Genomic DNA, 14,054 nt, shown 5'->3' with positions numbered 1-14,054 from the left:
GGTCTGTGGTCTGTGGCCGGGAGCCCGGTGAGGCCGGTGCCGTCCGTGTTTCCGTGCCGTCCGTGCCTCCGTGCCCGTCGGCCTTCCGGGGCCGCTCGCACGAGCAGCACGCCTTGCTGCGCGCTGCCGGGGTGAGCCCTGCCGTGTCCACCCGCCATGCGCGGTAGGCCCGCCGTGCGGGTGTGCACCGCGGAAGTGAGCGTCCACTCCCCTTACTCCCCTTTTCCGGGATGAACAATGGGGCGCGGTACACCGTGCAAGAAACGGCAAATGCGTCGCTCGACAGCTCACCCCGGGTAGCCTCCCCCGCTTATCCGGCCAACGCACGGTCATCGCAGTGGCGGAGTTCCGGAAAGACCCGCGTCTTGACTCGGTGTCGCCGCCCGTGCTGACCCGGGCCGTTTCTCTCCGACAGGTAAATCGCCCGTCGCGCGGCGGACATGAGAACGACGCGGTGCAAGGGTTTTCCCTCTTCCCGTTCCTTTGGCCTTCCCCCATTCTCTGGGCGGGGCCACGGCGGTCCGCCTTCTGCCGACGGTCCGGTGCAGGAAGACGGAAGGGAGGACGGACCGGCACACCCGGACGCATGGTCGCAGCCTTCGCGGTCGCCGCTCTCCCGGCATCCGGCACGGCGTATGCCGGGACCTCCGCGCCACCCCACCCCCCACGGGGCCGCGCCACCCCGGCGGCCCCATGAGTCGAGGAGCCCACACGTGAGTACCGTCTCTCCACGCCGCGTCGGCAGACGCGTCCGCACCGCCGCCGCCCTGGCGGCCACCGCGGCCCTGGTGGCCGTGGGCCTCCAGGCGGGCACGGCCACCGCCGTTGCCGCCGACGACGGCCGGCTCGATCCCGGAGCCCTGACAGCCGAGGTCAGCCCCGCCGAACGCGCCGAACTGATAGCCCACGCCGAGAGCCGCGAGGCGGAGACGGCCCGGGCCCTCGAACTCGGCGACCGCGTCGAGCTCAGGGTGAAGGACGTCGTCAAGAACCGCGACGGCTCCACGCACACCCGCTACGAGCGCACCTACGCCGGACTGCCCGTCCTCGGCGGGCAGATCATCGTGCACCGGGGCCCCGACGGCGCCATCGAGGTCGTCGACAAGGCCACCGACGCACGGATCACGGTACCGACCACCAAGGCGCCCGAGAGCCGGAAGCCCGCCAGGGCCGAGGCGAAGGGCAGCACCGCCCCGCGCAAGGTGGTCTGGGCCGCCGAGGGAGACCCCACGCTCGCCTGGGAGCGGGTGATCGGCGGTGTGCAGAAGGACGGCACCCCCAACGAACTGCACGTCATCACCGACGCGGAGACCGGCGAGAAGCTGTACGAGTACCAGGGCGTGCATACCGGCAGCGGCCACAGCATGTACGCCGGCGAGGTGACCATCGACACCAGCGGCTCCCGTGGCAACTACCGCATGGAGGACACCCGGCGCGGCGGCCACACCACCCGTGACGCCGACAACGGCAACCGGGTCCTCACCGACGCCGACGACGTCTGGGGCAACGGCTCACCGACCCACACCCAGACCGCGGCCGTCGACGCCCACTACGGCGCCGCTCTCACCTGGGACTACTTCCTGGACGTGCACGGCCGTGAGGGCATCCGCGGCGACGGCGTCGCCGCCTCCAGCCGCGTCCACTACGGCAACGCCTACTCCAACGCCTTCTGGCAGGACTCCTGCTTCTGCATGACCTACGGCGACGGCGCGGGCGACCGCAAGCCGCTGACCTCCATCGACGTCGCCGCCCACGAGATGACGCACGGCGTCACCTCGCACACGGCGGGCCTGGTCTACAGCAACGAGTCCGGCGGGCTGAACGAGGCCACCTCCGACATCTTCGCCGCCGCCGTCGAGTTCCACGCCGACAACCCCGAGGACGTGGCCGACTACCTGGTCGGCGAGAAGATCGACATCCGCGGGAACGGCACGCCGCTGCGCTACATGGACCGGCCCAGCAAGGACGGCAGGTCGCTGGACTACTGGTACCCCGGCGCCGGCAACGTGGACGTGCACCACAGCTCGGGCATCGCCAACCACTTCTTCTACCTGCTGGCCGAGGGCAGCGGCGAGAAGGTCGTCAACGGCGTCACCTACGACAGCCCGACCTACGACGACGAACCGGTGACCGGCATCGGCATCGGCAAGGCCGAGCAGATCTGGTTCAAGGCGCTGGTCGAGAAGATGCTGCCGAACGAGACGTTCGCGCAGGCCCGCGCCCACACCCTGCAGGCGGCCGGCGAGCTGTACGGCGCCGGCAGCCCCGAGCAGCTCGCGGTCGCACACGCCTGGGCGGCGGTCAACGTCGGCGAGCGCCCCGGCGACACGGACCCCGACCCCGACAACTGCACCGAGTTCGAGCACACCGTGAGCGGTTCGCTGCGCGGTGGTGGCAGTGACGTCCAGCCCGGTGGCAGCTGGTTCCAGTCGGGTGCGGGTGCGCACCGGGCCTGTCTGGACGGCCCGGACGGCGCGGACTTCGACCTCTACCTGCAGAAGTGGGGCGGCGCGGGCTGGAGTGAGGTGGCGCGTGCCACGACCAGCGGGCCGGACGAGGAGCTGTCCTACGACGGGACGGCCGGCTACTACCGCTACCGCGTCCACGCCTACTCCGGCAGCGGCGACTACACCCTGGGCTACACCACACCCTGACCGCTGACCCGAGCGCCGTCCGACGCGGGGCGCCGGCCCGCGGGCACCACCGCGGGCCGACGCCCCGCCCCTCCCGACCACCTGTGCGCCACCGGAGAACCGGAAGGGACGCCCCATGCGTCTGCGCCACACCCGACAACCCACCCGACGGCGGCGGCGAGCCGCCGCGACCGCGCTGCTCGCCGCACTCACCGCCACGCTGCCCCCGCTGCTCGGCGCCCCCGCGCACGCGGACACCGACGCGGCCCAGGCGGTCCAGGAGCGGGTCTACGTCGAGACCGGGACCGACACCGACCACGACGGCCGACCCGACCGCGTGGCCCTCGACATCGCCCGCCCGGCCGGCGGCGGCCCGGTGCCCGTCGTCTTCGAGCAGAGCCCGTACCGGTACGGCACCAACCCCGCCGAGTTCCACGGCGTGGACGTCGACCACCTGCCGCAGGAGGACATCTTCGACGGCGCCGGCCACGGGCCGAGCGCGTCCGCCGACGGCCCCGCCCGGACCAAGCGGATGCCCGGGCTCCCCGGCTGGTACGACGACTACTTCCTCCCCCGCGGCTACGCCGTCGTCCTCGGCCACAGCATCGGCACGGGCGACTCCACCGGCTGCCCGACCACCGGGGACATGAACGAGACGCTCGGCACCACCGCCGTCGTCGACTGGCTGAACGGCCGCGCCACCGCGTACGACGAGAGCGGCCGGCCGGTGCAGGCGGACTGGAGCACGGGAGACGTCGGCATGCTGGGCGTCTCCTACAACGGCACGCTCGCCAACATGGCGGCCACCACGGGTGTGGCGGGCCTCAAGGCCATCGTGCCGATCGCCGCGATATCCGACTGGTACGACTACTACCGGGCGAACGGGCTGGTCGTCGCGCCCGGTGGGTACCAGGGCGAGGACGCCGACGTGCTCGCCGAGGCCGTGGTCGGCAACAGCGGCTGCGCCGACGAGATCGACGACCTGACCGCGCGCCAGGACCGCGCCACCGGCGACTACACGGACTTCTGGCAGGCGCGCGACTACGTGCGACGGGTGAGCGAGGCGACCCCGGCCGTCCTGGTGATGCACGGCCACTCCGACTGGAACGTCAAGGGGGAGCACTACGCCCGCTGGTGGGAGGCGCTGCGCGCGCACGACGTGCCGCGCAAGATCTGGCTGCACCGGGGCGGCCACGCGACGCCGAGCCGCCCCGACTACCGGGAGACGGTCGGGCGCTGGTTCGACGAGCACGTCAAGGGCCTGGACACCGGCATCATGGACGAGCCGACGGCCGACGTCCAACTGGCCGACGGCTCCTGGCACCAGTACGCGGACTGGCCCGACCCGCAGGCGCAGCGGGCCGTCTACCACCTCTCGGCGGACTCCGCGACCGCACCCGGGACGCTCGGCGCCGAGCCGACCGGCAGCCAGGTGCGGCAGTCCTTCACCGACCAGGGCCGCACCCGGGACGCGGCCTCCCTCGTGGCCCGTCCGGACGGCGCGGACGGCGCCCGGCTGGTGTACCGCACCCCGCCGCTGGAGACGGACCTGCGGCTCTCCGGCGTCCCCGAGGTGACGCTGCGCGCGGCGGTGGACAACCGTGACGCGGCCAACCTGACGGCACTGCTGGTCGACTACGGCCCGCCCGGCGGCTCCGCGGACCCGACCGTCGTCACCCGGGGCTGGATCGACCCGCACAACCGCGACGGCCGCGCGACGGGCCGACCGATCGTCCGCGGCCGGGAGTACGACCTCACCTTCCGCATGCAGCCCAAGGACCACCTCTTCGAGGAGGGTCGCCGGATCGGTCTCGTCGTCATCTCCACCGACCGCGACTTCACCCTGCGACCGCGCCCCGGCACCACGCTGCACCTCGCCCCCGCGGGGAGCACCCTCGCCCTTCCGCTGGTCGCGGGGGACGGCGACGGCGGGGAGGGCTGTGACGGGCTGGAGCACACCGTGAGCGGTTCGCTGCGCGGTGGTGGCAGTGACGTCCAGCCCGGTGGCAGCTGGTTCCGCTCGGGTGCGGGTGCGCACCGGGCCTGTCTGGACGGCCCGGACGGCGCGGACTTCGACCTCTACCTGCAGAAGTGGGGCGGCGCGGGCTGGAGCGAGGTGGCGCGTGCCACGACCAGCGGGCCGGACGAGGAGCTGTCCTACGACGGGACGGCCGGCTACTACCGCTACCGCGTCCACGCCTACTCCGGCAGCGGCGACTACACCCTCGGCTACACCACACCCTGACAACCCACACAGGAGCAGAACCCATGAGACGACGACCCCTGTCCATACTCGTCGGAGCGCTGACGCTCTCGGTGGGCCTCCTGGGCGCCGCCCCGGCGACCGCCGACACCGCGGCGCCCACGGCGGCACTCCACAGCGCCCACACCACCGCCGCGGCGCCGGGTTCCGCGGCCACCACCGCCGACCCCCCGCACATCCCGGCCGCGGACGCGATGGCCCACCTGGAGAAGTTCCAGGACATCGCGGACGCGCACGGCGGCAACCGCGCCCACGGGACGCCCGGCTACCGCGCGTCGGCCGACTACGTGCGAAGCACCCTGGACGCCGCCGGTTTCGACACCACGCTCCAGTCGTTCACCTACCGTGGCGCGACCGGCTACAACGTGATCGCCGAGTGGCCGCACGGCGACCCCGACCAGGTGGTGATGGCCGGGGCGCACCTGGACAGCGTGACCCGCGGGCCCGGCATCAACGACAACGGCAGCGGTTCCGCGGCCGTCCTGGAGGTGGCGCTGGAGGTGTCCAGCGCCGACCTGCGACCGGAGAAGCGGCTGCGGTTCGGCTGGTGGGGGGCCGAGGAGCTCGGCCTCGTCGGCTCCCAGCACTACGCGCAGAACCTCGGAAGCGGCCAGCGCGCGAAGATCGACGCGTACCTCAACTTCGACATGGTCGGCCAGAAGGACGTGCGGCGCTGGGGCGTCTACTCCCACGACGCGACCATCAGCGGGCTGTTCAAGGAGTACTTCGCCGACCAGTCCATCCCCACGTTCGACATCCGCTGGGACGGAAGCTCCGACCACTCCTCCTTCTCCCGGTACGGCATCACCGTCGGCGGCATCGGCAACTCCGACGACCCCTGCTACCACAGCGGGTGCGACGACCTCTCGAACGTCGGCGCCTACGCGATGGGCCAGAGCACCAACGCCATCGCGCACACCGTCTGGGCGCTGGCGGGCACCGACAACGCCGCGAACGACTTCTCGGTGTCGGTGTCGCCGTCCTCCGGCACGCTGGAGGCCGGGGAGTCGGTGACGACGACCGTCTCGACCGCCACCACGAGGGGCGACGCGCAGACGGTGCGGTTCTCCGCGCAGGGGCTGCCGTCCGGGGTGAGCGCGCGTTTCGACCCGGTGTCGGTGACCTCCGGCGAGTCCTCGACCCTGACCCTGACCGCGGACGCGGGCGCGCCGTCGTCGAACACCTCGGTGACCGTCACCGGCGAGGGCACCGAGACCACCAACTCGGCGGCCTACGCCCTCACCGTCAACGGCACGTCGTCCTGTGACGGGCTGGAGCACACCGTGAGCGGTTCGCTGCGCGGTGGTGGCAGTGACGTCCAGCCCGGTGGCAGCTGGTTCCAGTCGGGTGCGGGTGCGCACCGGGCCTGTCTGGACGGCCCGGACGGCGCGGACTTCGACCTCTACCTGCAGAAGTGGGGCGGCGCGGGCTGGAGTGAGGTGGCGCGTGCCACGAGCAGCGGGCCGGACGAGGAGCTGTCCTACGACGGGACGGCCGGCTACTACCGCTACCGCGTCCACGCCTACTCCGGCAGCGGCGACTACACCCTGGGCTACACCACACCCTGACCGCTGACCGCTGACCCGAGCACCCCGCCGACGGCCCGCGGTTCCGGTGGTCGCCGCGACACGCCCGCACACAGGGCGGCCGAAGCGATCCCACGGGCCGTCGGCGGGCCCGGTCGGCCGTGAGGGGGAGACGCGCGCGGCGCGCACGTACTTCTCCGCACGTCTCCGGGAGGCCGTCGACGCGGGGAAGTGGGCGCTTCCGGAGGTGTTTACGACGGTGCCCCGCGCCGGACGGCTCCGGCGCGGGGCGGTGCGTGTGGTCAGGCCTGGGCGGCGTACGTGACGAAGTCGTTCCACGCGGCGGGGGAGACGGCGAGTTCGGGGCTCCGCTGGTCCTTGGAGTCCCGGACGTGGACCGCCCGCGCGTCCATCGCCACCTCGACGCAGGCGTCACCGTCGGAACCGCTGTAGCTGCTCTTGAACCAGGCCAGTTCACCGATGCTGCTCATAGCGCTCCTCGTAGTCGCTTCAGCAGGCTCCTTGAGTCTTCGGAGGTGAGAGCCTGCGAGCGCAGTCTTGCATACCGCTGGAGCGTGATGCTGACCTCCTTCGGGTCTGAGATCAACATGCCGCCACGCTGGCCTTCCGCGTACCCGGACCACTTGTGGTTCGGAGACTCCAAGAGCATCAGCGGGCCGTCGAATCCAGCGTGGTCCGGCTGGTAGCGGGGCATGATCTGCAACTCGACGTTGAACTGTAGGGACCGGTCCAAGAGGCTGTCGAGCAACTCCCTCGTCACGTCGGGGCTTCCCGTGCCGCGCTCCACCAGAGCCTGCTCGATGATGAAACTGAACGCGATCGGCGGCCTGCGGTCGAACAGCCGCTGGCGTTCCAGTCGAGCGGTGACCTGCTTGGCCACCTGCTCCTCGTCCTTCACCGGCGGGACGCTCTCCGTGACCGCACGCGCGTACCGCTCGGTCTGGAGCAGTCCGGGGATCACCCGGCACTCGTAGGTCCACAGGCTGATCGCCGTCGCCTCCAGCCGTGCCCACTGGCGGAACCAGCTCGCCAGTCCCGCCTGGCGCGACAGGTGCGGTGCCGCCTTCCGCAAGGCGCCCGTGTTGCCGAGCACCGGTTCGGCGCGGTCCACGAAGTCCTGGTCGGGCATCCGCCGGCCCTGCTCGACCGAGGCGACCGTGTGCTTGGAGTAGCCGACCAGGGCCGCGAACTCCTCGCGGCTGAGGCCCTTGTGCTCGCGTAAGGCCTGGACGACCGCGCCGAAGGTGCGCAGGCTGTCCGACGTACCCGGCTCCGTGCCGCCCGTCGCCCCCGTACCGCCGTCCGTGTTCTCGTAGGCCACCGCCGGACACCTCCCGTGCCACCCGCTGCCGTACCGCTTCCGACTGCCACCCATGGTCACGCACGGTGACGCGTACTGTCCACCGAACGTGCGCGTACGCTGACCCGGCGTACGCGCGGCGGCGCTGGTCAACCCCTCCCGCCCGGCGGCACCTTGGGCCCATGACAGCACCGTCCACCCCCGCCGCGGGCGCGGCGCCCGTCACCGTACGTGTGTTCGCCCAGCGCTTCAGCTCCACCCCGCGCGGTGCCCGGCTCGCCCGTCGGCTCGCGCTGCACCAGCTCGACACCTGGGGCGTTCCGCACGGCACCCCGGCGTCCGAGACCGCCGCCCTGCTCGTCGCCGAACTGGCGAGCAACGCCGTCACGCACGGCCGGGTTCCCGGCCGGGACTTCGAGCTCGTCGTCAGGCTCCTCGGCCCGACCCTGCGGATCGAGGTCTCCGACGTCCGGGGCGAGCGCCGCCCTCCCGGCCCCGGCGTGCCCTGCCCGCCGCCCCTCGCCGAGAGCGGCCGGGGCCTGCTCGTGGTGGAGGCGCTCGCCGACCGGTGGAGCGTCCTCGACCGCGTCCCCGTCGGCAAGACCGTCGCCGCCGAGCTGGACCTGCCGTGCTGACCGGCGGCTCCGCGGTCCACCGGCGGGAACCGCACCGGGCGCGGTCGCTGCTGTTCGTCGCGGCGACCCGGGCCAGGGACGCGCTCGCCCTCACCCGGCACGGCGAGCCGAGCCGCTTCCTCGCGCCGCTGCTCCCGCGCCCGTGAGTTCGCCCCGGCGGAAGGGGCGAGGGGGCCCTCCCTCACCCCTTCCGCCGGCATGACCCCCGCCGCCGTCGTCGTGGCGGTGCGGGGGCGGGGCCGGGGCGTCCGGCGGCCCCGCCCCCTGGGGATCTCCGGTCAGGAGGCGGTCAGTTCGCCGCGGACGGTGCGGGCGGCGGCGACCAGGTTCTCCAGGGACGCCCGGGTCTCGGGCCAGCCGCGGGTCTTCAGGCCGCAGTCGGGGTTGACCCACAGCCGTTCGGCGGGGATGGCCCGCAGCCCGGTCCGCAGGAGGTCCGCGGCCTCGGCGGCGCTCGGCACGCGCGGGGAGTGGATGTCGTACACCCCCGGTCCGGCCTCGCGCGGGTAGCCGTGCGAGGCGAGTTCGCGGGCGACCTGCATGTGGGAGCGGGCGGCCTCCAGGCTGATGACGTCGGCGTCGAGGTCGTCGATGGCCTGGACGATGTCGCCGAACTCGGCGTAGCACATGTGGGTGTGGACCTGGGTGTCCGGCCGTACGCCCGCGGTGGTGAGCCGGAACGCCTCGGTCGCCCACGCCAGGTACGCGGCGCGGTCGGCGGCCCGCAGCGGCAGGGTCTCGCGCAGCGCGGGTTCGTCGACCTGGATGACCGAGGTCCCGGCCGCCTCCAGATCGCCCACCTCGTCGCGCAGGGCGAGCGCGACCTGGCGTGCGGTCTCGCCCAGCGGCTGGTCGTCGCGGACGAAGGACCAGGCGAGCATGGTGACGGGGCCGGTGAGCATGCCCTTGACGGGCCGGTCGCTCAGCGACTGCGCGTAGGAGGTCCAGCGCACGGTCATCGGCTCGGGCCGGGAGACGTCGCCGACCAGGATCGGCGGACGCACGTACCGGGTGCCGTACGACTGCACCCAGCCGTGCCGCGTCGCCAGGTAGCCGGTGAGCTGCTCGGCGAAGTACTGCACCATGTCGTTGCGCTCGGCCTCGCCGTGCACCAGGACGTCGACACCGGTCCGCTCCTGGAAGGAGACGACCTCCCGGATCTCCGCCCTGACGCGCTCCTCGTACCCGGCCGTGTCGATGCGGCCGGCGCGCAGATCGGCGCGGGCGGCGCGCAGGTCGGCGGTCTGCGGGAACGAGCCGACGGTCGTCGTGGGCAGCAGCGGCAGGCCGAGGTGGGCGCGCTGGGCCGCGGCCCGCTCGGCGTACGGCTGGGAGCGGCGGGTGTCGGCGTCCGTCACGCCCGCGCAGCGGGCCCGCACGGCCGGATCACGGGTGACCGGCGAGCCCGCCCGGGAGTCGAGGTCGGCGCGGTTGGTGAGGAGTGCGGCGCCGATGGCGCCGGTGCCGTGGGCGAGGCCGTGGGCGAGGGTGACGATCTCGGCGGTCTTCTGCCGGGCGAAGGCCAGCCAGCGCAGGACCTCCGGTTCGATGTCCGGCTCCACGGCGGCGTCCAGCGGCACGTGCAGCAGGGAGCAGGAGGCGGCGACGTCGACGCGGTCGGCGAGCCCGAGCAGGGTGCCGAGCGTGGACAGCGACCTCTGCATGTCGTTGATCCAGATGTTGCGGCCGTTGACGACGCCGGCGACCAGCCGCTTGCCGGGCAGGCCGCCGACGGCGGCGAGCGCCTCCAGGTTGGCGGCGGCGGCCTCGGTGAAGTCCAGCGCGAGGCCCTCGACCGGGGCCTTGGCCAGTACGGGCAGGGCGTCGCCGAGCCGGTCGAAGTAGGAGGCGACGAGCAGCTTCGGCCGGTCGGTGAGGGTACCCAGCTCGCGGTAGGCGCGCTCGGCGGCGTTCAGCACGGCGGGGGTGCGGTCCTGCACCAGCGCGGGCTCGTCGAGCTGCACCCACGCGGCGCCGGCCGCCCGCAGGTCGGCGAGGACCTCGGCGTACACGGGCAGCAGCCGGTCCAGGAGGGTCAGCGGCTCGAAGTCGGCGGGCACGCCGGGGGCGGGCTTGGCGAGCAGGAGGTACGTGACGGGGCCGACCAGCACGGGCCGCGCCGCGAGGCCCAGGGCGAGGGCTTCCCCCAGTTCGGCGACCTGTTGGGTGGAGTCGGCCGCGAAGGCGGTGTCGGGACCCAGCTCGGGGACCAGGTAGTGGTAGTTGGTGTCGAACCACTTGGTCATCTCCAGCGGAGCGACGTCCTGGGTGCCGCGGGCCATCGCGAAGTAGCCGTCGGTCGGGACGGCTTCGAAGGCGGCGCGGTGGCGCTCGGAGACCGCGCCCACCATGACGGTCGTGTCCAGGACGTGGTCGTAGTACGAGAAGTCACCGGTGGGCACCTCGTGGACGCCGGCGTCGGCGAGCTGCCGCCAGTTGCTCCGCCGGAGTTCGGCGCCGGCCGCCCGGAGGGCCTCGGCGGTGACCCGGCCCTTCCAGTAACCCTCGACGGCCTTCTTGAGTTCCCGGTTCGGACCCTGGCGGGGGTAGCCGTACACGGTGGCCTGTGCTGCCGCGGCTGCGGACTTCGCTGTCACGGAGATCTCCTTCGCGAGACGATTCCCTGAGATCCCGGCGACGGGACGAGAGCGCGAAGGGGTGACGGACCGGACGGCCACGACCCCGCACGGCACAGGCACGGTCGTTCCGTCTGGTGTGTACGCCGACCCGCCCTCGAGGTCACCGGGATGTCCGCGCGCGGAGGGGTCCGCACGCGGGCAGGTGGCAGGTCTTCGGACTCGCGGGCGCGCCCTCCCGGACGGAGGACACCTACTGGCCGTCGCTTCCCAGGCCCAAACCTCGGACCCAGTGCGTGTGACGGCGGTCGTTCCCGCTCACCGCTGCGGGGCAGTCCCGGATTCCCACCGGGTTCCCTCTTGCGACGCCCCGCTCTTCCGCCGCGCCCGGGGGCGTGGCGGAAGAGCGGGGCGAACCAGCTGCTGGGGTTCAGCTTACGGGGCGGCGCCGCGAAGGGAAGTGTGACGTCCGGCATCCGCGGGCCGGGGCGGGCCGGGGCCGTCGGCCCGGCCGCGCCGCGCCGACCCGCCCGCGCGGCGGCGCGCACCGGCCCGGGGCCCGTTCCGCAGCGATCGGCTAGCCTCGTGCCCGTGGCCGCCGCCGAGGAGAGCGCTTACCGGTACCGCGTCGCCGGTCCCGGGGACATCGAGGCCGTCGAGGCGCTGGACGGCTCCTTCACCACCGACACGGTGTTCCGGGTGACCGTCACCGACGAGGGGTTCGCCCTGCGCGAGATCGCGGTGGACCCGCCGCTGACCAAGGTGTTCCCCGAGGACGACGCGCACCAGGACGGCGGGGACGACGCGGACTGCCGTACCTTCCTCGCCCACGCGCCCACCGGCGAGCTGGCCGGTTTCGCCCTCGTCGCGTACTCCGGCTGGAACCGCAGGCTGACCGTCGAGGACATCGAGATCGCCCCGGAGCACCGGGGGCGGGGGATCGGCAGGGCGCTGACGGGGCTCGCGGCGGAGTTCGCCCGGGAGCGAGGTGCCGGGCACCTCTGGCTGGAGGTCAGCAGCGTCAACGCGCCGGCGATCCGGGCGTACCGGCGGATGGGCTTCGCCTTCTGCGGGCTGGACACCACCCTCTACGACGGCACGCCGTCGGAGGGTGAGCACGCCCTCTACATGAGCATGCCCTGCCGCTGAGCCGTCGGCAGGCGCGCGCACGGGCAGGGGGGCCGGGTCGCGGCGGTGCGGGTGCCGTCGCCCGGCGCTCCGGGGCCGTGGGCGCCGCTCCGGGTGGTGTGGGAGGCGCGCGGGGGCGCCCGGTGTGCGGCGCCTGTTCTGCGGCGGTCGCGCGTACGGGTACCTTTCGTGGGGGATCAGGGCGAGTCCGCATGCACCGAGGAGGGCCATGGACGTCACCGGCACCGGCACGGGGGGCATACCCGTGTCCGGTCACCAGACGCCTCCTGAAGCCCTACAGCTCGGCACCACGCTGGAGGACGTGCAGGCGGCGGCCGTGGTCGTCGACGAGGACGGTGTCGTCGTCTCGGCCAACGGCGCGGCCGAGCGGGTGCTGGGCCGCAGCCGCGGGGAACTCGTGGGGCGGGACTCCCACGACCTGCTGCACCGCGACAGCCACGGGGACCCCGTGCCCCGCACGCGCTGCCGGCTGCGGAAGGCGCTGCTCGCCGGGAGGACCGAGCACGGCGCCGCGGAGTGGTTCGCCCGCGGGGACGGGACGCTCGTCCGGTCGTCCTGGCTCGTCGTGCCCTACGCACCGGCGGCGCGGAGGGCGGGCGCGCTGGTGCTGCTGTACGGGACGGACGGGGGCGTGCCCGCCCAGGGCTCGGCCGGGGCTCCGGCACCCCTGTCGGAGCTGGACCGCCTGGCCCTGCTGGCGGAGACGACCACCCAGCTCACGTCCACCCTGGACACGGATGAGGCGCTGCGCCGGCTGGCGGCGCTGACGGTGCCCCGGCTCGCGGACTGGGCGGTGATCGACCTGCTCACCGAGCGGGACGAGGTGCGCCGGGCTCTGGTGACGGAGCACAAGGACGGTGTCCTGGTCGAGCGGGAGGACCTCCAGGGGCCCATGCCCCCGGTGCCGGAGGAGTCCCCGATGCCGCTGTCGCGCGCGCTGCGCGGTGCCGCGTCCTCGCTCGCCGGTCCGTCCACCTACCAGGGCCCGCCCGACTCGGGCATCGCGGTCGAGCAGCGGCGCCTGTTCGCCGAGACGGGCATGCACTCCGCGGCCATCGCGCCCATCCGGGGCCTGCGCGACGTGCTCGGTGCCCTGACCCTGGGCCGCTCGGGGCGCTCCGTCGCCTTCGCCACCGGTGACCTCCCGCTGCTGGAGGACATCACCCGCCGGGCCGGCCTGGCGCTGGACAACGCGCGCCTGTACCAGCGCCAGCGCAAGGTCGCCGAGACCATGCAGCGCCACCTGCTGCCCCAGCTCCCCACCGTGCCCGGGCTGGAGATGACGGTGCGCTACGTGCCCGCGCCGCGCTCCTCCTCCGTCGGCGGCGACTGGTACGACGCCTTCCCCCTGACCGGCAGCGACCACGCCCTGGTCATCGGCGACGTCGTCGGGCACGATCTCGACGCCGCGGCCGGCATGGCGCAGGTCCGCAACATGCTGCGGGCCTTCGCGTGGTCCCAGCCCAAGGCCACGCCCAGCGCCGTCGTCACCCAGCTCGACGAAGCCGTGAAGCACATCGCCGAGGTCCCCATGGCGACCATGATCCTGGCCACCCTCGGCCTCGGCGACGACGGGCTGTGGCGGCTGTGCTGGACGAACGCCGGACACCCTCCGCCGCTGCTGGTCGGCCACGACGGCCGGGCCCGCTACCTCACCGACGCGCACGGCATCCTGCTCGGGACCGGGATCGCCAGACCCCGCCCCGACGTCGTCACCGTCCTGCCGCCGCGCGCCACCGTCCTGCTGTACACCGACGGCCTGGTCGAGTCCCCGCACCGCCCCATCGACGACGGACTGGAGCGGCTGCGTCGGCACGCGGCCTCCCTCGCCCACCGTCCGCTGGACTCCTTCTGCGACTCCCTGCTGGAGCAGGTGCGCCCCGGCGACAACGACGACGACGTCGCGTTGCTGGCGCTGCGCACGCCCCCCGGCGCGTAGCCCGGCGGCCAC

At 73.5% G+C, this 14,054-nt stretch carries 10 protein-coding genes and 1 riboswitch; of the genes, 7 read left to right on the top strand and 3 right to left on the bottom strand.

Annotated features, from left to right (window positions below):
* Nucleotides 1–713: 713 nt before the first annotated feature.
* From OSB71_RS21535 to OSB71_RS21525, 3 genes are all read left to right on the top strand, one after another.
* Nucleotides 714–2,654: a M4 family metallopeptidase gene (locus OSB71_RS21535; RefSeq protein ID WP_416237308.1), complete on the top strand. Its 1,941-nt coding sequence runs from the start codon at nt 714–716 to the stop codon at nt 2,652–2,654.
* A gap of 115 nt (nt 2,655–2,769) precedes the next feature.
* Nucleotides 2,770–4,878 carry a Xaa-Pro dipeptidyl-peptidase gene (locus OSB71_RS21530; protein ID WP_265950444.1) on the top strand — a complete coding sequence of 703 codons (2,109 nt, stop codon included), beginning with the start codon at nt 2,770–2,772 and terminating at the stop codon, nt 4,876–4,878.
* 23 nt (nt 4,879–4,901) lie between these two features.
* Complete coding sequence (locus tag OSB71_RS21525) at nt 4,902–6,464, top strand: M28 family peptidase (RefSeq protein ID WP_265950443.1); 1,563 nt, start codon at nt 4,902–4,904, stop codon at nt 6,462–6,464.
* A 260-nt stretch (nt 6,465–6,724) separates the two neighbouring features.
* On the opposite strand, the gene OSB71_RS21520 is transcribed toward OSB71_RS21525, so the two are convergent.
* Both OSB71_RS21520 and OSB71_RS21515 read right to left on the bottom strand, forming a co-directional pair.
* On the bottom strand, nt 6,725–6,913 hold the full coding sequence (locus OSB71_RS21520; RefSeq protein ID WP_265950442.1) for a DUF397 domain-containing protein: 189 nt from the start codon (nt 6,911–6,913) through the stop codon (nt 6,725–6,727).
* Nucleotides 6,910–7,764, bottom strand: a complete 855-nt coding sequence (locus OSB71_RS21515; RefSeq protein WP_265950459.1) for a helix-turn-helix domain-containing protein — start codon at nt 7,762–7,764, stop codon at nt 6,910–6,912. Before OSB71_RS21515 ends, OSB71_RS21520 begins: the two co-directional genes overlap by 4 nt.
* Before the next feature lie 161 nt (nt 7,765–7,925).
* On the opposite strand from OSB71_RS21515, the gene OSB71_RS21510 reads away from it, so the two are divergent.
* Together OSB71_RS21510 and OSB71_RS21505 are read left to right on the top strand one after the other, a co-directional pair.
* Nucleotides 7,926–8,378: an ATP-binding protein gene (locus OSB71_RS21510; RefSeq protein WP_265950441.1), complete on the top strand. Its 453-nt coding sequence runs from the start codon at nt 7,926–7,928 to the stop codon at nt 8,376–8,378.
* Nucleotides 8,372–8,524, top strand: coding sequence for a hypothetical protein (locus OSB71_RS21505; protein ID WP_265950440.1), 153 nt, complete (start codon nt 8,372–8,374; stop codon nt 8,522–8,524). Before OSB71_RS21510 ends, OSB71_RS21505 begins: the two co-directional genes overlap by 7 nt.
* Nucleotides 8,525–8,656: 132 nt before the next feature.
* Here the strand turns inward: OSB71_RS21505 and metE are convergent, their stop codons facing one another.
* Nucleotides 8,657–10,975: a 5-methyltetrahydropteroyltriglutamate--homocysteine S-methyltransferase gene (metE, locus tag OSB71_RS21500; protein ID WP_265950439.1), complete on the bottom strand. Its 2,319-nt coding sequence runs from the start codon at nt 10,973–10,975 to the stop codon at nt 8,657–8,659.
* Nucleotides 10,976–11,164: 189 nt separating this feature from the next.
* Nucleotides 11,165–11,313: riboswitch (cobalamin riboswitch) on the bottom strand.
* A 232-nt stretch (nt 11,314–11,545) separates the two neighbouring features.
* Between metE and OSB71_RS21495 the strand changes: the two genes are divergently transcribed.
* Both OSB71_RS21495 and OSB71_RS21490 read left to right on the top strand, forming a co-directional pair.
* Nucleotides 11,546–12,103, top strand: coding sequence for a GNAT family N-acetyltransferase (locus OSB71_RS21495; RefSeq protein WP_265950438.1), 558 nt, complete (start codon nt 11,546–11,548; stop codon nt 12,101–12,103).
* A 208-nt stretch (nt 12,104–12,311) separates the two neighbouring features.
* On the top strand, nt 12,312–14,042 hold the full coding sequence (locus OSB71_RS21490; protein WP_265950437.1) for a SpoIIE family protein phosphatase: 1,731 nt from the start codon (nt 12,312–12,314) through the stop codon (nt 14,040–14,042).
* Nucleotides 14,043–14,054 lie beyond the last annotated feature (12 nt).

Origin of the sequence: Streptomyces marinisediminis (assembly GCF_026262575.1) — a bacterium.
GTDB classification, from domain to species: Bacteria; Actinomycetota; Actinomycetes; order Streptomycetales; family Streptomycetaceae; genus Streptomyces; species Streptomyces marinisediminis.
This window is presented reverse-complemented; position numbering and strand designations above follow the sequence as displayed.